Source organism: Microbacterium sp. P5_B6 (assembly GCF_056400345.1).
In genome coordinates this window covers 252,008-272,880 of the sequence record NZ_JBFULL010000003.1, presented here as the reverse complement: position 1 = coordinate 272,880, position 20,873 = coordinate 252,008, and the positions used below count along the sequence as shown (strand labels likewise).

At 70.8% G+C, this 20,873-nt stretch carries 21 protein-coding genes and 1 pseudogene; 8 read left to right on the top strand and 14 right to left on the bottom strand.

Features of this window, described 5'->3' with window-relative positions; translation table 11 throughout:
• Nucleotides 1-144: 144 nt before the first annotated feature.
• On the top strand, nt 145-945 hold the full coding sequence (locus AC1DP3_RS06320) for an NUDIX hydrolase (protein ID WP_477292286.1): 801 nt from the start codon (nt 145-147) through the stop codon (nt 943-945).
• A gap of 1 nt (nt 946) precedes the next feature.
• On the opposite strand, the gene metX is transcribed toward AC1DP3_RS06320, so the two are convergent.
• Nucleotides 947-2,152, bottom strand: a complete 1,206-nt coding sequence (gene metX, locus AC1DP3_RS06315; RefSeq protein WP_477292285.1) for a homoserine O-acetyltransferase MetX — start codon at nt 2,150-2,152, stop codon at nt 947-949.
• Between the two features lie 152 nt (nt 2,153-2,304).
• Complete coding sequence (locus AC1DP3_RS06310) at nt 2,305-3,627, bottom strand: bifunctional o-acetylhomoserine/o-acetylserine sulfhydrylase (protein WP_477292284.1); 1,323 nt, start codon at nt 3,625-3,627, stop codon at nt 2,305-2,307.
• A 187-nt stretch (nt 3,628-3,814) separates the two neighbouring features.
• Between AC1DP3_RS06310 and AC1DP3_RS06305 the strand changes: the two genes are divergently transcribed.
• The 4 genes from AC1DP3_RS06305 to AC1DP3_RS06290 are packed head-to-tail and all read left to right on the top strand — an operon-like array spanning nt 3,815 to nt 6,451.
• Nucleotides 3,815-4,594, top strand: coding sequence for an SDR family oxidoreductase (locus tag AC1DP3_RS06305; RefSeq protein ID WP_477292283.1), 780 nt, complete (start codon nt 3,815-3,817; stop codon nt 4,592-4,594).
• Between the two features lie 5 nt (nt 4,595-4,599).
• The gene (locus AC1DP3_RS06300; protein WP_477292282.1) at nt 4,600-5,106 is read left to right on the top strand and encodes a phosphoribosyltransferase; all 507 of its coding nucleotides are present in this window, start codon (nt 4,600-4,602) and stop codon (nt 5,104-5,106) included.
• A gap of 5 nt (nt 5,107-5,111) precedes the next feature.
• Nucleotides 5,112-5,804, top strand: a complete 693-nt coding sequence (locus tag AC1DP3_RS06295) for a uracil-DNA glycosylase (protein WP_477292281.1) — start codon at nt 5,112-5,114, stop codon at nt 5,802-5,804.
• A gap of 23 nt (nt 5,805-5,827) precedes the next feature.
• Nucleotides 5,828-6,451 (top strand): N-acetyltransferase family protein, encoded by a 624-nt coding sequence (locus AC1DP3_RS06290; RefSeq protein ID WP_477292280.1) that lies wholly within the window; start codon nt 5,828-5,830, stop codon nt 6,449-6,451.
• Between the two features lie 52 nt (nt 6,452-6,503).
• Here the strand turns inward: AC1DP3_RS06290 and AC1DP3_RS06285 are convergent, their stop codons facing one another.
• The 8 genes and pseudogenes from AC1DP3_RS06285 to AC1DP3_RS06250 form a co-directional block, all read right to left on the bottom strand.
• Nucleotides 6,504-6,857 (bottom strand): protealysin inhibitor emfourin, encoded by a 354-nt coding sequence (locus tag AC1DP3_RS06285; RefSeq protein WP_477292355.1) that lies wholly within the window; start codon nt 6,855-6,857, stop codon nt 6,504-6,506.
• Nucleotides 6,858-6,859: 2 nt separating this feature from the next.
• A complete protein-coding gene (locus AC1DP3_RS06280) occupies nt 6,860-7,906 on the bottom strand; it encodes a M4 family metallopeptidase (RefSeq protein WP_477292279.1) in 1,047 nt (348 codons plus the stop codon).
• A gap of 333 nt (nt 7,907-8,239) precedes the next feature.
• Nucleotides 8,240-9,007 carry an ATP-binding cassette domain-containing protein gene (locus AC1DP3_RS06275; RefSeq protein WP_477292354.1) on the bottom strand — a complete coding sequence of 256 codons (768 nt, stop codon included), beginning with the start codon at nt 9,005-9,007 and terminating at the stop codon, nt 8,240-8,242.
• A 341-nt stretch (nt 9,008-9,348) separates the two neighbouring features.
• Nucleotides 9,349-10,125, bottom strand: a pseudogene (locus tag AC1DP3_RS06270) (ATP-binding cassette domain-containing protein); the annotation flags it as partial.
• On the bottom strand, nt 10,122-11,120 hold the full coding sequence (locus AC1DP3_RS06265; RefSeq protein WP_477292278.1) for an ABC transporter permease: 999 nt from the start codon (nt 11,118-11,120) through the stop codon (nt 10,122-10,124). The gene AC1DP3_RS06265 and the pseudogene AC1DP3_RS06270, both read right to left, overlap by 4 nt.
• Nucleotides 11,117-12,067 (bottom strand): ABC transporter permease, encoded by a 951-nt coding sequence (locus AC1DP3_RS06260; RefSeq protein ID WP_477292277.1) that lies wholly within the window; start codon nt 12,065-12,067, stop codon nt 11,117-11,119. The genes AC1DP3_RS06265 and AC1DP3_RS06260 overlap by 4 nt, the downstream gene beginning before the upstream one ends.
• Entirely contained in the window at nt 12,064-13,575 is a 1,512-nt protein-coding gene (locus tag AC1DP3_RS06255; protein WP_477292276.1) for an ABC transporter substrate-binding protein, read from the bottom strand. The genes AC1DP3_RS06260 and AC1DP3_RS06255 overlap by 4 nt, the downstream gene beginning before the upstream one ends.
• Nucleotides 13,576-13,714: 139 nt before the next feature.
• Complete coding sequence (locus AC1DP3_RS06250) at nt 13,715-14,665, bottom strand: alpha/beta fold hydrolase (RefSeq protein ID WP_477292275.1); 951 nt, start codon at nt 14,663-14,665, stop codon at nt 13,715-13,717.
• Nucleotides 14,666-14,738: 73 nt separating this feature from the next.
• On the opposite strand from AC1DP3_RS06250, the gene AC1DP3_RS06245 reads away from it, so the two are divergent.
• The 3 genes from AC1DP3_RS06245 to AC1DP3_RS06235 all read left to right on the top strand — a co-directional run bounded on the left by AC1DP3_RS06245 (nt 14,739) and on the right by AC1DP3_RS06235 (nt 16,473).
• Nucleotides 14,739-15,215, top strand: coding sequence for a carboxymuconolactone decarboxylase family protein (locus AC1DP3_RS06245; protein ID WP_477292274.1), 477 nt, complete (start codon nt 14,739-14,741; stop codon nt 15,213-15,215).
• Nucleotides 15,212-15,931 carry a tyrosine-protein phosphatase gene (locus AC1DP3_RS06240; RefSeq protein WP_477292273.1) on the top strand — a complete coding sequence of 240 codons (720 nt, stop codon included), beginning with the start codon at nt 15,212-15,214 and terminating at the stop codon, nt 15,929-15,931. Before AC1DP3_RS06245 ends, AC1DP3_RS06240 begins: the two co-directional genes overlap by 4 nt.
• Before the next feature lie 77 nt (nt 15,932-16,008).
• Complete coding sequence (locus AC1DP3_RS06235; RefSeq protein WP_477292272.1) at nt 16,009-16,473, top strand: SIP domain-containing protein; 465 nt, start codon at nt 16,009-16,011, stop codon at nt 16,471-16,473.
• Between the two features lie 33 nt (nt 16,474-16,506).
• Here the strand turns inward: AC1DP3_RS06235 and AC1DP3_RS06230 are convergent, their stop codons facing one another.
• From AC1DP3_RS06230 to AC1DP3_RS06215, 4 genes are all read right to left on the bottom strand, one after another.
• On the bottom strand, nt 16,507-17,019 hold the full coding sequence (locus AC1DP3_RS06230) for a Fe-S oxidoreductase (protein WP_477292271.1): 513 nt from the start codon (nt 17,017-17,019) through the stop codon (nt 16,507-16,509).
• Complete coding sequence (locus AC1DP3_RS06225) at nt 17,016-17,834, bottom strand: arginase family protein (protein ID WP_477292270.1); 819 nt, start codon at nt 17,832-17,834, stop codon at nt 17,016-17,018. The genes AC1DP3_RS06230 and AC1DP3_RS06225 overlap by 4 nt, the downstream gene beginning before the upstream one ends.
• 105 nt (nt 17,835-17,939) lie before the next feature.
• Nucleotides 17,940-18,704, bottom strand: coding sequence for a PspA/IM30 family protein (locus AC1DP3_RS06220; protein ID WP_477292269.1), 765 nt, complete (start codon nt 18,702-18,704; stop codon nt 17,940-17,942).
• Nucleotides 18,705-18,777: 73 nt separating this feature from the next.
• Entirely contained in the window at nt 18,778-20,844 is a 2,067-nt protein-coding gene (locus tag AC1DP3_RS06215) for a TPM domain-containing protein (protein ID WP_477292268.1), read from the bottom strand.
• Between the last annotated feature and the right edge of the window lie 29 nt (nt 20,845-20,873).

Sequence of the window (20,873 nt, the reverse complement as noted above, 5' to 3'; positions counted from 1 at the left end):
CCGTTCACTGCCTCTGCATAACTCCGTCAATCCGGCGCTCCAGGTTGGCATCCGCTGCGCTTCGCCCGCCCGGGGCGCGGAATCGAAGGAGTTGCGCAGGAGCAGTGGGCCGTAGGTGCGGGATCGCGGTCGTAGGCTGACGGGATGCCGGAGCCCACGCCGTCCGCCGATGCGGCCCTGCGCGCGCTCACGGATGCGGTTGGAGGATCGAGGCCGCGACTGCCGCTGGACGGCACGGATCCGGAGATCCCCGTCGCCGCGACCGTCATGCTGCTGCGTGACAGCGACTCCGGTCCCGAGGTGCTCATGATCGAGCGTCCCGACCGCGGCTCGTTCGCGGGGGCATGGGTCTTCCCCGGTGGCAAGCTCGACGAGGAGGACCGGGTCGCGCCGGACGAGCCGGAGGAGGACGCCGCCCGCCGCGCGGGCGTCCGTGAGACGCGGGAGGAGACCGGCCTCGTGGTCGAGCCCGCACACCTTCTGACCGTCTCGGTCTGGGATCCGCCTCCCGGCATCCCTCTGCGAATCCGCACGTGGTTCTTCGCGGCGACCGCGGTGGCAGGAGAGGTGGTCCTGTCGCCTCACGAGGCTGTGGCCGCGGAATGGGTCCGGCCCGAGGTGCTCCTGGATCGTCACGGCAAGGGAGCGGCGACGCTCTACCCGCCTACGTGGGTGACGTTGCACCACCTGTCGGGCCAGCCCCATGTCGAGGCGCTGCTCGGGATGCTGCGACTCACCGGGCTCCGACGCTTCGAGACGATCGCCCGGCGCTCGGACTCCGGGCCCATGCTCCTGTGGGAGGGCGACGCCGACTACGGCGATGCCCAGCGCCTTGAGGCGGCACACGGCGACGCCGAGCACGGCGATGCGGCCGGGGGAGCGGCATCCGCTCGCCACCGCCTCGAACTGGGCAGCCTGCCCTGGGTCTACACGCGCAGCGAGTGACTCACGCGGCGAGCAGCCGGCGGAGGTGCATGCCGACGGCGTGGGTCTCGATGAGGAACCCGTCGTGTCCGAAGTCGCTCGTGAGCACGACGGCTCGATCGCCGTCGAGGGCGTTCGGGATGCCGCGCGCGATGCGGTGCTGGCCGTCGATCGGGAAGAGCCGGTCGCTGTCGATCCCGAGCACGAGCGTCTTCGCGGTCACACGGGTGAGGGCGTCTTCGACGCCGCCGCGGTCACGGCCGACATCGTGCGAGTTCATCGCCTCGACGAGCGTGATGTAGGTGTTGGCGTCGAAACGGCGGGTGAACCGGTTGCCGTGGAAGTCGAGGTAAGACGCGACGGCGAAGCGGCCGCCGTGCCCGAGCGGGCTCACTCCCGACTGCCATGACCGCTGGAAGCGCTGGTTGAGCTCGGTGGGGCTGCGGTAGTTGAGCAGCGCCATGCGCCGCGCGAGCGCGAGGCCGCGGTGCGGGCCGTCCCCGGCATCCGCGTCGTAGTACTCCCCGGCCTGGAATCGGGGGTCGATCTGGATGGCCTCGAGCTGCACGGAGTTGAGGGCGATCTGGTCGGCGGTGTTGACGGGCGGGGCCGACAGGATGCCGGCGCGCGCGACGCGGTCGGGCAGGGTGACGGCCCATTCCAGCGCGTGCATGCCGCCCATCGAGCCGCCGACGACCGCGGCCCACACGTCGATCCCGAGGAGATCGGTGAGGCGCACCTGCGCCGCGACCTGATCGCGGACGGTGAGGTACGGGAAGCGCGAGGCCCACTCGTAGCCGTCGGGCGCGATGCCGGCGGGTCCGGTGGAGCCCTGACATCCGCCGAGCATGTTCGGTGCGACGACGAACCACTCGTCCGTGTCGATCGGGGCGCCAGGACCGACGATGTCGCCCCACCAGCCGGCCGTCGGATGCCCGGGGCCGGCGGGACCTCGCACATGGCTGTCGCCCGTCAGGGCGTGGAGCACGAGAATCGCGTTGTCGCGCTTCGCGTTCAGCTCGCCCCAGGTCTCGTACGCGATCCGGTAGCCGGGGAGCTGCTGCCCGCCCTCGGTGCGGAAGGCTCCGAAGGATGCGAACTGCCGGTCGCCGGCCGAGTCGCCGTCCCGCCACGCTCCGGTCGCCGGCGGGCGGCCGAGCAGCAGCCGGGCGTCGGCCTCCGTCACGGGCGCCGACGGCACCGTGTCTTCGGAGGTCTGCCAGTCCATCGGTCCATTCTGTCGGGTAGGGGTCGGCCCGGCGGTCGTGTTACACCTGCGGCCGGCGCCACGACGCAGGAGGCAGAGAGTGTGACGGCCCCACACGCGGGATGCCCCGACCCCCGTCGGGGCCGGGGCATCCGCCGCGTGTTCCTTGCGGGTCAGGCGCGAGCGGCCTCCGAGACGCGACGTGCGGCTGCGAGTGCCTGCTCGAGGTCGGCCTTGAGGTCGTCGATGTTCTCGAGCCCGACCGACAGTCGCACGAGGCCGGGGGTGACACCGGTCGTGAGCTGCTGCTCGGGGGTGAGCTGCGAGTGCGTCGTCGAGGCGGGGTGGATGACGAGCGACCGCACGTCGCCGATGTTGGCGAGGTGGCTGAACAGCGTGAGGGAGTTGACGAACTCGCGCCCCGCCTGGACGCCGCCCTTGAGCTCGAACGAGAGGACCGCGCCGACGCCCTTGGGGGCGTAGTTGTTCGCCGCGGCGTACCACGGCGAGGTCGGCAGGCCGGAGTAGTTCACCGAGGCGACGTCCGGGTGGTTCTCGAGCCACTCGGCGATCTCCTGCGCGTTGGCGACGTGGCGCTCGATCCGCAGCGACAGGGTCTCGAGGCCCTGGATGAGCAGCCAGGCGCTCTGCGGAGCGATCGCGGCACCCAGGTCGCGCAGCAGCTGCACGCGCGCCTTGATGATGTAGGCCAGGCCGTCGCCGACAGCGGCGGTGTAGCTCGCGCCGTGGTACGAGGGGTCGGGGACCGTGAGCCCCGGGAACTTGTCGACGTTCTTGGACCACTCGAACTTTCCGCCGTCGACGATCAGGCCGCCGATCACGGTGCCGTGGCCGCCGAGGAATTTCGTCGCCGAGTGGACGATGATGTCGGCGCCGTGCTCGAACGGGCGGATCAGGTACGGGGTCGCGATCGTGTTGTCGACGATCAGCGGAACCCCGGCGGCGTGAGCGACGTCGGCGACGGTGCGGATGTCGAGCACGTTGATCTTCGGGTTGCCGATCGTCTCGGCGAAGAAGAGCTTCGTGTTCGGGCGCACGGCCGCACGCCACTCCTCCGGGTCGTCCTGGTTCTCGACGAAGGTGACCTGGATGCCGAGCTTGGCGAGCGTGTACTTGAAGAGGTTGTACGTGCCGCCGTAGATCGAACTCGACGAGACGATGTGGTCGCCCGCCTCGGCGATGTTGAGCACGGCGGCAGTCTCTGCCGCCTGTCCGCTCGCGAGCAGCAGGGCGCCCGTGCCGCCTTCGAGCGCGGCCAGCCGCTCCTCCACGACCGCCTGTGTGGGGTTCTGGATGCGCGTGTAGATGTTGCCGAACTCGGCGAGCGCGAAGAGGTTCGCGGCGTGCTCTGCACTGTCGAAGACGTACGAGGTGGTCTGGTAGATCGGCGTCGCGCGAGCCTTGGTGACCGGATCGGGCTGGGCGCCCGAGTGGATCTGCTTGGTCTCGAAACGCCAGTTCTCGGATGCGGACATGACTGCTCCTGCGGGTAGTGGCGGCGTGCGGCGGGATGCGCGGCCTCGTCCGAGAGTAGGAGGGGGACACTCGATCGACAACGCGCGGGAAATGTTACGTAACCATGTCGACGGCCCGTCGGGCGCGGGATGCCGTTCTCCCACGACTGTGGTGAGCCCGTCGCGGCGCGCGGACTACCGTGGGAGGATGACACGTCGTGCGGTGGTGACAGGTGCGAGTTCGGGCATCGGCGAGGCGAGCGCCCGAGCCCTCAGAGCGTCCGGATGGGACGTCGTCGCGGTGGCGCGGCGGGCCGACCGGCTCGCTGCGCTGGAGGCGGAGATCGGCGCGGTGGCGTTCGCCGCAGACCTCACCAGGCAGGCCGACGTCGACGCCCTCGCGGGGTGGCTCGACGAGACGGGGCCGGTCGACGCGCTCGTCCAGGTTGCGGGCGGGGCACGCGGAACGGAGCGCGTCGAGGATGGCGACCCCGCGGACTGGCAGTGGATGTTCGACGTCAACGTCCTGAGCGCGCAGCGGCTCGTCTCGGCACTCCTCCCGCGGCTGCGCCGGGCAGCAGCATCCGTCGGCCATTCCGACATCCTCTTCGTCACCTCAACTGCGGCCCAGACGGCGTACCCCGGTGGCGGCGGCTACAACGCGGCGAAGGCCGCGGAGTCGATGCTCGCCCACGCACTGCGGCTCGAGCTGAACGGCGAGCCGATCCGCGTCATCGAGATCGCGCCGGGCATGGTCCACACCGAGGAGTTCACCCTCAACCGGCTGGCGGGCGACCGCATCGCGGCCGAGAAGGTCTACCAGGACGTCCCGGCACCTCTTACGGCGGCCGACGTGGCGGACGTCATCGCCTACGCGCTGAACGCCCCCGGCCACATCAATCTCGACCTCGTGACGATGCGGCCCGTCGCGCAGTCTGCGCAGCACCTGCTGGCCCGCGGCCCCCTGCGCCCGCGCGGGATCGACTGAAGGAGATGGACGTGACAGAGCGCGAGCACCTGACGTGGGACGCCTTCGGCGAAGCCTCTCGCGACCTTGCCAGGGCGATCCTCGCCGAGGGATTCGTCCCCGAGGTCGTCGTCGCGATCGCCCGGGGCGGACTGCTCCCGGCCGGAGCGATCGCCTACGGCCTCGGCGTCAAGAACTGCGGCGCGATCAACGTGGAGTTCTACACGGGGATCGGCACCGTGCTCGATGCGCCGGAAGTTCTTCCGCCCGAGCTCGACATGACCTATCTCGACGGCCGGAGGGTGCTGCTCGTCGATGACGTCGCCGACAGCGGACGCACCCTCGACCTCGCGGTGAAACTGCTGGTCGACCGCGGTGCGGAGGTGCGCTCCGCGGTGATCTACACGAAGCCGACGACGATCATCCAGCCGGACCACTCGTGGAAGGCGACCTCGCTCTGGATCGACTTCCCGTGGTCGTTCCAGGGGTCGGTCGAGGAAGAGGACTCGGCCGCGGTGGAGCGATCGGCCTGACCCAGATGGCGTTGACGCTTCCCGAACTGGCGGAGGCCGGCCTCATCGATGCGGGCTGGGCGCAGGCTCTCGCTCCCGTCGCCCCCGACATCGCTGCGCTCGGCGAGCGCCTGCGTGAAGAGGTCGCAGCCGGGCGGCACTATCTGCCCGCAGGCGAGCGCGTGCTCCGTGCGTTCCAGCGCCCGCTGTCGGACGTCAAGGTGCTCGTCGTCGGCCAGGACCCGTACCCGACCCCCGGGCATCCGATCGGCCTCTCGTTCGCGGTGGAGCGGGATGTCCGCCCGCTGCCCCGCAGCCTCTCGAACATCTACAAGGAGCTCGACGCCGACCTCGGCATCCCGCCCGCCGCCCATGGCGATCTGTCGGGGTGGAGCGATCAGGGCGTCATGCTGCTGAACCGAGTGCTGACGGTCGCGCCGGGCCTCCCCGCCTCCCATCGAGGGTGGGGGTGGGAGAAGGTCACCGAGCACGCGATCCGCACCCTCGTCGCGCGTGACGAGCCGCTCGTCGCGATCCTGTGGGGGAGGGATGCCGCGAACCTCCGTCCGCTGCTCGGGTCCACGCCGATCGTCGAGTCCGCGCACCCGTCCCCGCTGTCGGCGAGCCGCGGCTTCTTCGGCTCACGTCCGTTCTCGCGGGTGAACGCGCTGCTCTCGGGCCTGGGCGCGGAGCCGGTGGACTGGGCTCTGCCGGGCTGAGCCGCGCGCGTAGGCTTGTCGCCATGCTGGAAGAGGAGTACGAGCGGACGCGTCGCCGTCCTCCGCAGCATCTTCGCAAGCCTGCGGAGCCCGAGCGCCCGTTCTCGTACACGATCCGCCCGGTCGAGGCCCGCGACATCCCCGACATCCGCGAGATCTACAACTACTACGTCACCAACTCGGTCGTGACCTTCGATGAGAAGCGCTGGACTCTGCAGCAGTGGCGCGACAAGGTCACCCACCTGCAGAAGCTCAAGATGCCGTTCCTCGTCGCCGAGTCGCCGTCGGGGCAGATCCTCGGCTACGCGCTCGTGCAGCCGATGTCGACCAAGAGCGCCTATCGGTTCTCGGTCGAGAACACGATCTACCTCGGCCAGGCAGCGGCCGGCAAAGGGCTCGGCCGGGCCCTCCTCGAAGCGCTGATCGCCGCGTGCGAAGCGGTCGGCATCCGCGAGATGGTCGCCATCATCAGCGACAAGGGCGCCGAGGCATCCATCGCCCTGCACGAGAAGCTGGGCTTCGTCGAGGTGGGTCGCATGGGCCGCGTGGGATTCAAGTTCGGGCGCTGGCTCGGCACCATCTACCTGCAGAAGCATCTCAAGCCGGTCAAGAAGCGGGGCCTGTTCGGTCGCATGGCCGACGCCTGATCCCGGCACGGGGGGTGCTCGGGGCGGCTGCCGTGCGCGTGCGCCGGTCGTGTCAGGCGCTCGCCGGACCCTGGGTCGTCCAGGCGCGGACCGCATCCACCAGTTCGCGCCAGGGCCCCGTCAGCGCACTGTCGGGGAGTTCGGCCTCGCGCACGCCGTCGGCGTCCAGCTGCGCCCGGATGCTCCACTGGAACCGGTCGGCGCCGTGGGAGTCCTGCTCGGCGCTCTCGTCCCACGGGCAGCGGTCGATGAGGGCGATCCACTCGGATGCCTCGTCCTGGGGCGGCTGCGCCTTCCAGGCCCGCGTCAGCCCGGCGAACCCGCCCGTGCGCGTCACCGCCACCAGAAGCGGCGCAGGGTCGCCGTTCGGCTCGTCGTCGGGCTCGGGTCTTCCCGTCTGGTCCATCGTCACATCACGCCGACGTCAGCCCATCCCGCGCGGACGGCGGCAACCTCCTCCGATCCCTCACCGTACTCCGCCCGCGCGGCCTTCACGGTGGCCGCGGCGAAGCGTGCGAAACCAGTCTTCGGGGAGAGCGTCCCCGAGGTCAGGGTGCGGTACCAGATCAGCCCCGCGCGCTCCCACGCGTGCCCGCCCAGCTCGAGTGCGGCGACGGCGAATGCACGGTTCGGGATGCCCGAATTGATGTGCACCCCGCCGTTGTCGCCGTCGGTCACGACGAAGTCCCGCATGTGCGCGGGCTGCGGATCCTTGCCGAGCACGTCGTCGTCGTAGGCGGTGCCGGGCTCGGTCATGGAGCGGAGTGCGCGCCCCTCCACCGCCGCGGTGAAGATGCCTGCGCCGATGAGCCACGAGGCTTGGTCAGCAGTCTGCCCGAGAAGATGCTGCTCCGTGAGGGCGCCGAAGACGTCGGAGATCGACTCGTTGAGCGCTCCCGACTGATCCTGGTAGTCGAGCCCGCCGGATGCCTCGGTGACGCCGTGCGCGAGCTCGTGCCCGATGATCGTCACCGAGCTCGTGAAGCCCGTGAAGATCTCGCCGTCGCCGTCGCCGAACACCATCCGCTGGCCGTTCCAGAACGCGTTGTCGTAGTCCCGCCCGTAGTGCACCGTCGCCAGGAGCGGCCCGCCCGCGTTGTCGATGCCGCTGCGACCGAACGCATCCCAGAAGAAGTAGAAGGTGGCGCCGAGGCCGTCGAACGCCTGATCGACCGCCAGATCGCGCGTGGGCGGGTCGTCCTCCCCGCGCACCCGCACGCCCGGAAGAACTTCCCGCCGCTGGGCGTCGGAGATCGTGCGATCGGGCGCGGGAGCCGTCTCGGCGACCAGCGAGCCGGCATCGTCGATGCTGAGCATCAGGCGCGAGCGGGTGGGGTGGTAGCCGCGCTGCGCGGCCAGCGTGGCGCGGGCGGCGGCAGCGGCATGGGCCAGGTGCGGCTCCTGCGCTGCGGCGATACGGGCGAGCAGGTACGGCGGAACGATCGCGTGCCTCATGCTCCGAGGCTATCTGCGGCCGGCGACACTCCGCTCGCATCCCACGCCCCTTTCGGATCGTTGCACGAGATTCGGATCACACGTCCTGTCCGGTCCGAATCCGGCGCACTGATCCGATGTGGAGCGCAGGTGGGGGGAGTGCGGGACGGGGTGAGACCCCACCCCGTGTTCGGATCGTTGCACGAGATTCGGATCAGATCGCCTCCTCGATCCGAATTTGGTTCACTCATCCGATTTTGGGCGGGGCGGGGCGGGCGCGCCGGGGCGCCAGCGGGACGGGGTGGGGATGGCGGGGATAGGGGGGACCAGGCGGGACCCGGACCGACGAGCGGGTCAGGACGCGGCAGAGCCGGGGTCGATCACGGGGATCGAGGCGAGCAGGCGCCGGGTATACGCGGCCTGGGGCTGCTGCAGCACCTTCTCGGTCGGACCCTCCTCGACGATGCGGCCGTCCTTCATGACGATCACCTCGTCGCAGAGGCTCTGCACGACGCCGATGTCGTGCGAGACGAGCAGGAGGGTCAGGCTCTCGCGGCGGCGGAGCTCGGCGAGCAGTTCGAGGATCTGCGCACGCACCGTCACGTCGAGCGCCGACATGGGCTCATCGCCGACGAGCAGCCGCGGCCGATGCACGATTGCGCGGGCGATCGCGATCCGCTGGCGCTGGCCGCCCGAGAACTCATGGGGGAACCGGTCCGCCATGTCGGGTTCGAGCCCCACATCCGTCAGCACCTCCCGCACCCGCTCCCGGCGTCCCTCAGCGCCCGGCTCGCCGTCGCCGCCGAGTCCGAGCGCCCACAGAGGCTCGACGACGATCCGTCCGACGCTCATGCGGGGGTCGAGCGATGCGTAGGGGTCCTGGAACACCATGCCGGTCTCGCGGCGCAGCCAATGCAGTGCGCGAGCGCCGGCGGCGGCATCCACCTGTCGTCCGGCGAAGGCGATCGTGCCCGCCGACGGGACGTCCAGCGCGAGCAGGAGCCGGACGAGCGTGGACTTTCCCGACCCGGACTCGCCGATGACGCCGACGGCCGAGCCCGCTCGCACGTCGACGTCGACGTCTTCGAGCGCGGTGATGGTGCGCGCCCGCTCGAAGAGCATGGTCTTGGGCAGCGGATAGCGGCGCGCCAGACCGCGTGCCTGGATCAGCGGTTCGGAGGTGGCCGTCACGAGGCACTCCTGCCGTCTGGCGCTTCGCTCGAGGCCGCGGGCTCGCTCGCGCGGTCGCCTTCTGGCGCTTCGCCCGGGGCCGCGGGCTCGCTCGCGCGGTCGCCTTCTGGGGCTTCGCCCGAGATCCCTGGCCGGCTCGCGCCGTCGCCTTCTCGGGCTCCGCCCCTGAGCCCTGGCCGGCTCGCGCCGTCGCCTTCTCGGGCTCCGCCCCTGAGCCCTGGCCGGCTCGCGCCCCCGCCGTCTGAAGCTCCGCCCAAGACCCCCTCGCGGACGCCAGGTCGCCAAAGTGTCGCGGTCGCGTCTCGGAGGAGCCCCTGGGTGACGACGGATGCCGGGGCGGTCAGGAGGACGGAGACCGGCGCGGACTCGACGACGCGCCCGTCCTCGAGCACGATGCCGTGCGTCGCGATGCGGGAGAGCACCGCGAGGTCGTGCGTGATGAAGATGAGCGACATCCCGTCGTCCTCGACGAGGGAGAGCAGCAGGTCGAGGATCTCGGCCTGGATCGTGACGTCGAGCGCGGTCGTCGGCTCGTCGGCGATGAGCAGGCGCGGCCGGCACGCCAGGGCCGTGGCGATCGCGACGCGCTGACGCTGACCGCCCGACAGCTGGTGCGGATACCTCGCCACGATGCGCTCGGGGTCGGGCAGCGCCACCCGGGCGGCCTCCTGCACCGCCCGGGCCCGCGCTTCGGCTCGGGTGACGCGCTCGTGGATCCGCACCGATTCGGCGATCTGCCGGCCGACGGTGCGGATGGGGTTCAGCGCCGTGCGCGGCTCCTGGAAGACGATCCCGATGTCATCGCCGCGGAGCCCGGCAAGCTCGCGATCCGGGAGTCCGAGCAGCTCGCGCCCGTTCCACCGGATCGACCCTCCGGCGCTCGCGCCGTCCGGCAGTAGGCCGAGGATCGCAAGGGCCGTGAGGGACTTGCCCGAGCCGGACTCGCCGATGAGTCCGATCCTGGCGCCCTCCGGCACGTCGAACGAGACGCCGTCCACGACCCGCCGATCGCCGATGTCGATCGTGAGATCCCGCACTTCGAGCGTCATGCCACCACCTCCGGCATGTGCGTCCGGGCGGTGCGGGCCGAACCGCCCCGGCGGGTCAGCGTCGGGTCGGTCGCTTCCCTCAGGCCGTCTCCGAGCAGGTTGAGGCCGAGCACCGTGAACGTGATCGCGAGCCCCGGCCAGACCACCGACAGCGGGTGCACGGTGATGAACTGCTGCAGCTCAGCGAGGAGCAGCCCCCACGAGGGCTCGGTCACCGGGGCGCCGAAGCCCAGGTACGACAGGCCCGCCTCGGCGAGCACGGCGACCGCCATGCCCCACGAAAGCTGCACGATGAACACCGGTGCCACGTTGGGCAGCAGATGCCGCCCGAGGTTCTGGGTGGGGGTGAGCCCCGCCATGCGCCCGGCGAGCACGAACTCGCTCTGCAGCACCCGGCGGAGCTCGGGCCTGGTCACACGCGCGATGTTGACGCCGAACCCGATCCCGACCGACCACACGACCACCCACAGGGAGCCGCCCCACACCGCCGAGATCATCATCGCGATGATGAGCACGGGGAAGGCGATGAGGATGTCGACGAAGACCGCGACCGACTCGCGCACCCAGCGCGCGGTCAGGGAGCCCAGGGCGGCGAGCGAGATCCCGACCACCGTGGCCACGACGCCCGCCCCGACGGCGACGATCACCGTCGTGCGGGCGCCGGCCATGATCAGGCTCAGGATGTCGCGTCCCGACGCATCGGTGCCCATCAGGTGCGGCCAGCCCGGGGGCGCCCACCGATTGCGGATGTCGACCTGCTGGGGGTCGAACGGCGTCCAGAACGACGCGACCATCGCCGTCGCCAGCACGACCGCGACGACGATGAGTCCGAACCGGCCCGTCGAGAGGCCCCAGAGACGGCCGAGCCAGGCCCACTGCGACCGGCCGTGTCCCGATTTCTGCACCCCCAGCGGGGCTGAAACGGGAGGAATCGGGACATGATCGCCGGGGAGGGCAGCGTCGTCGCCGGAGGGCGGGATGTGGGCCGAAGTCATGCGGCATCCCTCTGACGGGGATCGAGGCCGCGGTGCACGAGATCCACCACGAAGCCGACGATGAGCACGAAGCCGGTGAGCGCGAGCAGCTCGCCTTGGACCTTGGGCAGGTCACGCGCGCTGACGTCGGCGACCAGCATCCGTCCGATGCCGGGAAGGGAGAAGAGCTGCTCGATCACGACCGCGCCGACGATGATCCCGGCGACCTGCAGGCCGAGGACGGTGACGACCGACAGGCCGACATTGGGAAGCCCGTGCCGGATGAGAGCGGCGTCTCGGGTGAGGCCTTTGGCTGCGGCGGTGCGGACGTAGTCCTGGCCGACCGCCTGCAGCGTGGCGCTGCGGACGAAGCGCAGCAGCATCGCGCCCTCGACGATGCCGATCGTGAGCGCCGGGAGGATGAGCGCGCGGACCGCCGCCGCCGGATCGTCCCACCCGGCACGGGGGAACCCCTGTGCGGGGAGCCAGCCGAGCCACACCGCGAACACGACCACGAGCATCATGCCGGCCCACACGACCGGCACGGCTGCGAGGGCCTGCGATCCGACGCTGAGCGCCGTGCCTGCCGCGCGCCCGCGCCGCATCGCGGAGATGACGCCGAGCGGAAGGCTGAACACGAGCGCGAAGGTCAGCGCGAAGACGCCGAGGGGGACCGTCACCTGCGCCTTCTCCGCCAGCTCGTCGGTCACGCTCGTGCCGGTGAGCAGCGAGGTGCCGAGGTCTCCGCGCAGGACTCCGCCGATCCACTCCACGTACTGGGAGATGAGCGGCTGGTCGAGCCCGAGCTGCTCGCGGATGGTCCGCACCTGCTCGGGCGTGCTGCTGGTGCCGGCGATCAACTGCGCGACGTCACCGGGGAGAACGCGCAGCGTCAGGAAGATGAGCACGCTGGCGACGAAGAGCCCGAGCAGAAGCAGGGCCAGTCTCGTCAGCGTGTACCGGATCACCCGTCGGTCTTGGCCAAGTCCGCGAGATCGATGCGCGCGTTCACGTTGGTCGAGGGCATGCCCGTGATGTTAGTGCCCACAGCCACGACGGATGCCGCGTTGAACAGCCAGTCCGCGGCCGCGTCCTCCGACACGATGCGAGCGGCTTCGGCCAGCAGGTCGGCGGCCTTGTCGGGATCGGTCGCCGCGACGGACTCCTTGTACAGGCTCTGCACCTCGGGGTTGTCGTAGGTGAAGTAGTAGGTCGGATCGGCCCAGTTCTCGAAGTCTCGCGCCTCGGTGTGCAGCACGTAGCTGAGGTCGAAGTCGTGGTTCGTGTAGACGTCGGTGAGCCACGTCGGGAAGTCGACGGAGTCGACCTCGAGCGTGATGCCGACCTCGTTGAGGTCCGACACGAGGATCTGGGGGATCGTCGTGGAGTAGAAGTTCGGGATCGTGAGCGTCAGCGTCAGGTCCTCGACCCCCGCGTCCTTCAGCAGTGCCCGGGCGGCGTCAGGATCGTACGGGGCAATCTCTGAGAGGTCCTCGTACCCGGGGTCGAGCTCGGGGATCGGGCCGTAGAGCGTCTCGCCCGATGCCGCGGCCTCGATGAAGGCGTCGTGGTCGATCGCCTGCCGGATGGCCTGCCGCACGCGCTTGTCGGCGAGCGGGCCGGATGTCTGATTGAAGGCAAGAGTGCCCTTGTCGGTGGACGCTCCCAGCACCAGCTCGTAGGCGCCGTCGGCCTCGATCTGCTCCTGGAGATTGGCGTCGAACCCCGTGACGACATCGACCTCGCCGGCGAGCGCCGCGTTCAGGGCCGCCTGATTGTCGGGGATGTACGCGAACACCACTTCGCCGACGTGCGCCTTGTCTCCCCAGTAGTCGTCATTGCGGGCGAACGTGATGCTGTCACCCTGACGCCAGTCCTCGAGGACGAACGGCCCTGTGCCGTTCTCGGCCGTCTTGTAGTCGACGGTGTCGCCTTCTTTGAAGATGAGGCCGGCGCGGCCGGTGAGGTTCCACAGCAGCGTCGAGTCGGGGGCGGCGAGCGTGAGCGTGATCGTCTGCCCCTCCGCCGTGATCGACGAGATGTTCGCGAGCCGCCGGGAGTCGCTGAACGCCGGGGTGTCTCTGCGCGTGGTGAGCGACCAGACGACGTCCTGGGGCGTGAGCTGCTGGCCGTCGTGGAACGTGACGCCTTCGCGCAGGTCGAATGTGTAGGTGAGGCCGTCATCCGAGACGGTCCAGTCGGTCGCGAGAGCCGGCTCGATCTTCTGGTCGGGCGTGCGACGGATCAGGCCCTCGTAGATGTTGTCGATGAGCACCTGGTCGAGGGCCGCGCCCGCGGTCTGGCGGATGTCGAGGTTGCTGGGCTCCAGAACCAGCCGGATGACCGCCGAGGCGTCCGGGTCGGGCTTGCCGGTCGCCGTCGGTGTCGCCTGGGTTCCTCCTCCCGAGCACGCCGAGAGGAGAAGCGCGGAAGAGACGAGGAGCGCCGAGGCGGCGAGGGCGGTGCGGCGAAGCATGGCCGTCCTTTCGAGGGACATCCGGAGGATGAGCGGGTGCTGGTCTCGGGCTGACGCCCGGTCGTTCGCGTGCGGTAACCCAGCCTAGGCAACCCTGAGAGGTCGCGCGGCGAGCGCTACCCACAACGCAACAGAAGTGTTAACCCTTCCCGGCGATCTCACGAACGAGTGCGCCGAGGTCGACGGGCAGCTCCTCCTGGACGTTGTGCCCCGAGGCGACTTCGACGACGGATGCCGCGGGCACCCGCTCCCGGAAGGTCACGACGTCCTCGTCCGTGACGTAGCCCCGCGTGCCCCGCACGAGCGTCAGCGGTGCGCGCACCGCGGCGAGGTCGGTCCACCCGCCCTCCGAGAGCACCCCAGAGAGGGCATCCTGCTGCGATGCGGCCGCGCGCGCGAGCTCGGGAGACGCGGACATCGCGTTGGCGAGGTGCGCGAAGTGGTGCTTCCATTCGACCCGGCCGTCGGGGCGAACCCGGGAGTTGTGGAAGACGCCGCGCGCGGCGGCCGCCGGTGAGCCGCCCAGGCCGAACGAGAGTGCACGCTCCACGAGTTCGTCTCGCGAGGACCAGTCGACGGGGCCGGCGAAGAAGTCGCGCAGCTGTGCAGGACCGCCGGTCGTGCTGATCCCCGGGGTGATGTCGACGACCACCACCTGACGGACGAGATCCGGGCGGGATGCCGCGACCGCCGCGGCCGTGAGTCCGCCGAGCGATTGGCCCACCAGCACCTGCGGGCCGTCGGTCCACGCCTCGATGCCCGCGATGACATCGGGGGCGAGGGTGCCGCCGGTGTAGGCCGCGTCATCGCGCCACGACGAGTCGCCGTGCCCCGGCAGGTCGATCGCGAGGGCCGGCAGGCCCAGCGCCAGGATCGTCGTGTCCCAGGTGTGGGCGTTGAGCCCGGCGCCGTGGAGGAACGTCACGACCGGGCCCGGCAGAGCCCCGTGAGGCACCCAGAGCAGCGCGCTCAGCGTCCTGCCGTCGTCCAGCGTCGTCGAGAGGCGCTCGCCGCGAGGGAGGGGGCCCTGGATGCCGGCGTCGGCCGCCTGGTCGGGGAGGAAGGAGAACTCGTCGGTGGGGGCGCTCACCCGCCCATTCTGCCCGGACCGGGAGCCGGACGGATCCGGCCGCGGCATGCGTCGCCGTCATAGGCTGAATCGCATGAGCGAAGAACGACGCGTGCACCTCTCGCGGTCGGCGCCCGACGCGTACAAGACGCTCGACGCCTTCTCGAAGACGGTGGGGCGCATCGCCGCCGACGCCGGCATCGACCCTCGGCTGAAGGAGCTCGTGCAGATTCACGCGTCGCAGCTCAACGGCTGCGCCTTCTGCGTGCGGGTGCATGTCGACCGCGCCGTCGCAGCCGACCTCGATGCGGACGTCATCGCCCAGCTGCCGACGTGGCGCGAGTCCGGCGTCTTCACCGAGCGCGAGAGGGCAGCCCTCGAGCTCGCCGAGGCGTTCACCTTCATCCACGACGGAGGCGTGCCCGACGACGTGTACGACCATGTCGGGGGAGTGCTGAGCGAGGACGAGTACGTGGCGCTGAGCTGGATCCTCGTGTCGATCAACGCGTTCAACCGCGTCGCCATCGCGGGGCGCTACCCCGTCCCGCCCCGGGCCCAGAAGTCCGCATGAGCGACACGCTCGTCCCGGGCGCCGTCAACCTGCGCGACGTCGGCGGGCTGCCGGCCGGCGATCGGCGCACGCGGTTCGGCGTCCTGTTCCGGTCGGGAAACCTCGCGCACCTCGATGACACCGGCATCGCGGCGCTGGGTCGCCTCGGTCTTCGACGCATCATCGACCTCCGCGCCGACGACGAGGTGCTGTGGGCGCCCAGCCGGCTCGGCGACATGGCCGTCACCACCCAGCGCGCGCCCCTGTTCCTCGGATCGGTCGAGTCGTTCTTCGCCAACGACGTCTCGCTCGACGAGATGTACCGCCGGCTCGTGGAGGATTCCGCCGACCGCGTGGTGGGCGTCGTGCGGGGCATCCTGGCCGATCAGCCGGTCCTCGTGCACTGCACCGTGGGCAAGGATCGCACCGGCGTGACGGTCGCGCTCGCGCTCGCCGCGGCGGGAGTGGACGAGGATGCCGTCGTCGCCGATTACGCCCGCACCGAAGGCCTGCTGCCCGAGGCGCGAAACCGGCGGGTCGTGATGATGCTGCGGGCGATGCATCCGAGATCCGTGCATCTGGAGGACCTCGTGATGCACTCGCCGGCGCCGGTGATGACGGCGCTCCTCGCCAGGGTCCGCGAGCAGCACGGCTCCGCTGCGGGCTACCTGCGCGCGCACGGGCTCTCGGACGCCGAGCTCGAGGCGCTGCGGTCGATCCTCATCGAGGATGGCTGACGGCGTCCGCGCCGACCGGGATGCCCGGGGACCACTCAGGTTAGGCAACCCTATCCTTCCGCTACACTGGGGTTGTCATGACCGAGACCTCCGAGCACAACGCCGCGACCTGCCGCGCGAAGCGACACACGCGCGGGCAGCAGCTCATCACCGCCGACGAGCTCTCGCTCGCCGAGCTGGAGGCCCTCCTCGCGACCCTTCCGATCTGCTCGACGGGGCGCGTCTTCATCGAGATCCCGGATGCCTCCTGGCAGGGCGAGATCGCCGCGCCCGCCCGGATGGTCGTCACGTGGCTCGACCGCTCGCTGCGCTCGGGCGACCCGGGCACCGGCCGTGGATGCTCGTCCGGTCAGGCGCTCACGCGGGCCGTCACGGCGTGGGCCGACGAGATGCTCTGCGAAGAGGGCGACAGCACGCGCGTGCACCTGCTCGGCGGCTACCTCGGCACGGCCGACATCGTCGACCACCTCACCGAGCATCTCGGCATCCCGCTCGAGACGATCAATGCTCCGGAGCGTTACAACCTCACCAACGCCGGCTGAGCCGTCAGGGTTCGAACCCGGATCCTTGAGCGGTCAGTGACTCTGCGCCGTCGAAGGACGTGCTGACGCGCCGGCGCCGCGGCGGCGGGCCACCCGCTGCCGCGGGACATAGTTGCCGTCCTCGAGACCCGCCTCGATCTCGAATCTGTTGCGCAGCGGATCTCTCCCCGCGAACAGATACAGCAGCGGCATGAGCAGCCCGTACCGGCGCCACTGGCGCGCGTGCACCGCCTCGTGCGCGAGCACACGATCGGTGACCACGGCATCGCCGGTGAGGTAGCAGCCGCCCACGCAGATGCCGCCGCGCTTGAACGCCCACGACGGGAGGCCGCGGAACACCCACAGCTCTCCGCGCTTCTCGACGCGCCCCGTGCTCCACAGGCCGCCCCAGATCCAGCCGACGGCCGTGCCGTAGACATACCCGAAGTCGCTCGCCGGTGAATCGAGCAGGATCGACGGGATGAACCGGTCGAGAGTCCGGCCGTGCGCGACAGCGCGTTCGGCGGCCGCCTCCCAGCCGGCCGGAGGGGTGTGGATGGGACTCACGCGAGTGCTCCGACGATGCGCAGGATGGTGCCGAGGTCGTCGGCAGCGGCATCCGGGGATGCAGGAGCGAAGCCGGCGATCGTGGCGCCCGCGAGCGGAACGGCCGCGCGCACAGCGCTGATGGCGCCGAGCAGCTGGGTCAGCGTGAGCCCGAACGGCACGGCACCGGTCACGCCGGTGAGAACCGACGGGTCCAGCACATCCAGATCGACGTGGATGTACACGCCCGACGCCCCGGTGGCCGAGACGGCGGACGCCAGAGTCTCGGGGTCGAGATCCGCGACATCGATCGCCCGGATGCCGAGCTCGGCCACGCGGGCTTCCTCATCCGTCTCGTAGTCGCGCGCGCCGGCCAGCAGGATGCGGTCGGCGGGAATCCCGCCCGAGGGCAGAGCGAGCCCGTCGGCGCCTTCACCGAGCACCGCGCTCAGCGCCATGCCGCCGAAGGCTCCCGAGATCGACGTCTCGGGGGTGTGGAGGTCGGGATGGGCATCGAACCACACCACCGCGAGCGAGGGGTCGCGCGCGAGCGCCGACGCGATCGCGCCGATGCTGACACCGCAGTCGCCCCCGATGACGATGACCGACGGGTCCTCACCCGCCGTCGCCTCGGCGACCGCATCCCTGGTGCGGGCCAGGGCGCTGAACCGCAGCACGCCGGTCTCGAGAGCCTCGCCCGCCTCGAGGGCCACCTCGATGAGCGTGGAGGATGCGCGGGGCAGATCACCCGCGATCGCCTGAGCGCCGTCGACGAGCTGCATGGCGCGCGACGACGGCGAGCCCTGCCATTGGGGGACGATCACGAATCGAGCCATCCCCACATCATCCCCCAGGGAATCCGGCGCATGGCGCGCCACCCGCCCGAACGAGGATCGGGCGCCGCGACTTCTCGTCGCGACGCCCGATTCTGCACGCAGCCGCTACGGCGTGTACGGCACGCTCGGCGCGTCGATCGCCGCCTGCGACGGCGTCGGCTGCCCCGACTTGATCGCCGCGAGACGCGCCTCGACCTCGGTCAGCTCCCCGACGTCATCGAGCTGGTTGAACTGCGCGTCGATGGTCGAGGCGGCAAGCTCCTGCTTGCCCTGGGCGAGCGCCTCCTGTCGGCGGATCTTGTCTTCGAACCGTCCGAGCTCGCTGGTCGGGTCGAGGACGTCGATCGACTTGACGGCGTCGGCGACCTTGTTCTGCGCCTCGGCGGTCTTGGCGCGCGCGAGCAGCTCGGAGCGCTTGTACTTCAGCTGCTCGAGCTTGCCCTTCATGCCGTTGAGGCCGTCCTTGAGCTTTGCGACGACCTCGCTCTGCGCGGCGATCGTCGGCTCGACGGCCCGCGCCTGATTCTCCTCGCTGATCTGGCGCTGCAGCGCGATCTTGGCGAGGTTGTCGAACTTGTCGGCATCCGCCGTGCTGCCGGACGACCGCAGCTGGTCCGCCTTGCGGGAGGCGGCGAGGGCCTTGTTGCCCCACTCCGCGGCGGCCTGGATGTCTTCCTGGTGGTCGCGCTCGAGCAGCCGCAGGTTGCCGATCGTCTCGGCGATGGCCGACTCGGCGTCGGCGATGCTGTTCGTGTAGTCGCGCACGAGCTGGTCGAGCAGCTTCTGCGGGTCCTCCGCGGAGTCGATCAGGGCGTTGACGTTCGCCCGGACGAGGGTCGAGATGCGACCGAAGATGGATTGCTTGGCCATCGGGTTTCCTTTCGTATCGATCAGTCAAGTCAGAAAGCTGTGGGATGCCGCGCCGCGGCCCTTCTCGAGGATCTCAGAAGCGCCCCCCGCCGCCTCCTCGGCGCCCGCGGGTTCCGCCGCCGCCGAAGCTTCCGGGGTTGAAGCCGCCGGGGATGCGGCCCATCCCGCCGCCGAGTCCGCCGCCCAGCCCGCCTCCGAGAACCCCGCCGAGGCCACCGGAGGACCGACCGCCGCTCAGCACGGAGTTGAGCACGATGCCGCCCAGTACGGCGCCCAGCATCCCACCGCCGCCGCCACCGCCGCCACCCTGGCCGCCGAACCCGCCGCCGAATCCGCCCCCGTCGAAGGCGCCGACATCCGCCTGCGCGTACTCGAGTGCCTGCCCCGCGAGCTGGTCGGCGCGCTGGGCGTACTGCAGCGCGCGCTCGGGATCGCCGGCCTGCAGCTGTTGCGCCTGGACGAGCGACGCTCCGGCCTCGGCCAGGCGCGTGCGCGCCTCAGCGCCGACCGCGCCTCGTCGCGTGGTGATGTAGTCCTCGGCCGCGGAGACCTGAGCTCGCGCCTGCAGCATCACCTGACCGAGCACCTGAAGCGCCCGATCCGCCTTGGCGGCGGCATCCCGCGCTCCCGCGATGACGGCGTCGATCTGCTGGTTGGCCGATTCGAGCGCCTGGAGGGCCGCGATGGGGCGAGTCCGCGTAGCGGTCAGCAGCGACTGCGCGGCGTCGAGCTGCTGTCGCGTGCCCGTGACGGCGGCGGCCACGCGCCCGTCGGCGTCGGGAAGGACGGATGCTGCCGCGATGTCCTGCTGGAGCTCGAGGACGAGCGCGTTCGCGCGCTGCTCGGCCTCGGCGAGATCGGACGCGAGCTTCTCGATCGCGTCCTCGAGGAGCTTCGCCTGTCCTACCGCCTCCTCGGCGGCGCGGATGCTGACGGCGGCCTCGCCGCCGTTCCCGGCGCCGATCGCCGTCTGCGCGGCGTCGAGCTGCGCGTGGGCGAACGCGATCCTGTCGGTGGCCTGCTGGGGGTTGTCGGCAACGGTCGAGAGCGCCTCGGGGGCGTAGCGCTGCGTGAGCTCCGCGAGGCGCCGGGACGCGGCATCCTGAGCTCCCGTGACCGCGGCGAGCTCCTCGTGCACGCGCGCGAAGGCCTCCGGGGCGTTCTGCTCGAGCTTGCGCAGCTCGTCGAAGCCCTCGGCCTTCTCATCCAGCCCCGCGTTGGCGCCTTCGAGCAGCTGAAGGATCTGCGTGTTCCAGGCGCGGACCTGATCGGGGGTGTCGGGGACGGCGTCGTCCAGCTGCTGCTTGAGCGTGAACGCCTTCGTCAGGTCTTCCTTGGCCGTGGCGAGGGCCTGCTCGAACTCTGCGGTGGCCACATCTCCGAACTGTGCTCTCGCGAACCCCAGCTCCTGCTCGCTCGTCTTGACGGCGTCATCGGTCTCGACAAGGGCAGCGGATGCCTGGCGCTCGAGCTCTTCGATGCTCACCTGGGGGACGGGAGCGGGCCCGGGCTGCTGCGCCGGTCCGCCCGGCACGGCCTTCGCTCGACGTCGGCGGATGAGAAGCCAGACGATCCCGCCGATCACCGCGGCGATCAGCACGAAGGCGAGCACCCCCGTCGGGAACCCGCTGCCACCGGTGCCGCCGGCGCCCCCGGCCGCTGCGCCTCCGAGGGCCGCCGTCATCCCGTCGGCCGCCGCGTCCACGGCGCCGGCCCAGTCGTCCCGGGCGAGCTGCGGCTGGATCTGCTCCTGCCGGATCGTCGCGAGCTGCTCCTCGGTCAACGGACCCGACGGGTCGGAGGACAGGAAGTACTGGCGGCCCTCTGTCGAGACCGCGAGCAGGTGCTGGTTCGCGCCGAGTCCGTTGTCGGCAGCCGTCTGGTCGGCCCACGCCTCAGCCTCGGCGGGGTTGGTGAACTGATCGACGTAGACGACCCAGAGGTCGACCGGCGTCTCGTCCGACAGCTGCTGCAGGCGTGCCTCGGCCGCGGCTTCCTCAGATGACGACAAGACGTCTGCCTCGTCCATCACATGGCTCGCCCCGAGGGTCACGGGATCGGTCGCCGAGGCGGCGAGCACACCGCCGGAGAACAGCAGCGAGAGAGCCGCTGTGAGCGCGAGTGTCCGTCGCGCGCGCATCGCTTCCCCCTCCTCGGGGGCCGTGGAAG

Bases quoted from the DNA above. Each gene is read 5' to 3' on its own strand.
- metX (WP_477292285.1), bottom strand. From the start codon at position 2,152: ATGGACTGGCAGACCTCCGAAGACACGGTGCCGTCGGCGCCCGTGACG.
- AC1DP3_RS06290 (WP_477292280.1), top strand. From the start codon at position 5,828: ATGCTGGAAGAGGAGTACGAGCGGACGCGTCGCCGTCCTCCGCAGCAT.
- AC1DP3_RS06280 (WP_477292279.1), bottom strand. From the start codon at position 7,906: ATGAGGCACGCGATCGTTCCGCCGTACCTGCTCGCCCGTATCGCCGCA.
- AC1DP3_RS06255 (WP_477292276.1), bottom strand. From the start codon at position 13,575: ATGCTTCGCCGCACCGCCCTCGCCGCCTCGGCGCTCCTCGTCTCTTCC.
- AC1DP3_RS06235 (WP_477292272.1), top strand. From the start codon at position 16,009: ATGACCGAGACCTCCGAGCACAACGCCGCGACCTGCCGCGCGAAGCGA.
- AC1DP3_RS06320 (WP_477292286.1), top strand. From the start codon at position 145: ATGCCGGAGCCCACGCCGTCCGCCGATGCGGCCCTGCGCGCGCTCACG.
- AC1DP3_RS06285 (WP_477292355.1), bottom strand. From the start codon at position 6,857: ATGGACCAGACGGGAAGACCCGAGCCCGACGACGAGCCGAACGGCGAC.
- AC1DP3_RS06265 (WP_477292278.1), bottom strand. From the start codon at position 11,120: ATGACTTCGGCCCACATCCCGCCCTCCGGCGACGACGCTGCCCTCCCC.
- AC1DP3_RS06225 (WP_477292270.1), bottom strand. From the start codon at position 17,834: ATGGCTCGATTCGTGATCGTCCCCCAATGGCAGGGCTCGCCGTCGTCG.
- AC1DP3_RS06300 (WP_477292282.1), top strand. From the start codon at position 4,600: ATGGACGTGACAGAGCGCGAGCACCTGACGTGGGACGCCTTCGGCGAA.
- AC1DP3_RS06310 (WP_477292284.1), bottom strand. From the start codon at position 3,627: ATGTCCGCATCCGAGAACTGGCGTTTCGAGACCAAGCAGATCCACTCG.
- AC1DP3_RS06295 (WP_477292281.1), top strand. From the start codon at position 5,112: ATGGCGTTGACGCTTCCCGAACTGGCGGAGGCCGGCCTCATCGATGCG.
- AC1DP3_RS06220 (WP_477292269.1), bottom strand. From the start codon at position 18,704: ATGGCCAAGCAATCCATCTTCGGTCGCATCTCGACCCTCGTCCGGGCG.
- AC1DP3_RS06215 (WP_477292268.1), bottom strand. From the start codon at position 20,844: ATGCGCGCGCGACGGACACTCGCGCTCACAGCGGCTCTCTCGCTGCTG.
- AC1DP3_RS06245 (WP_477292274.1), top strand. From the start codon at position 14,739: ATGAGCGAAGAACGACGCGTGCACCTCTCGCGGTCGGCGCCCGACGCG.
- AC1DP3_RS06305 (WP_477292283.1), top strand. From the start codon at position 3,815: ATGACACGTCGTGCGGTGGTGACAGGTGCGAGTTCGGGCATCGGCGAG.
- AC1DP3_RS06240 (WP_477292273.1), top strand. From the start codon at position 15,212: ATGAGCGACACGCTCGTCCCGGGCGCCGTCAACCTGCGCGACGTCGGC.
- AC1DP3_RS06275 (WP_477292354.1), bottom strand. From the start codon at position 9,007: ATGCTCTTCGAGCGGGCGCGCACCATCACCGCGCTCGAAGACGTCGAC.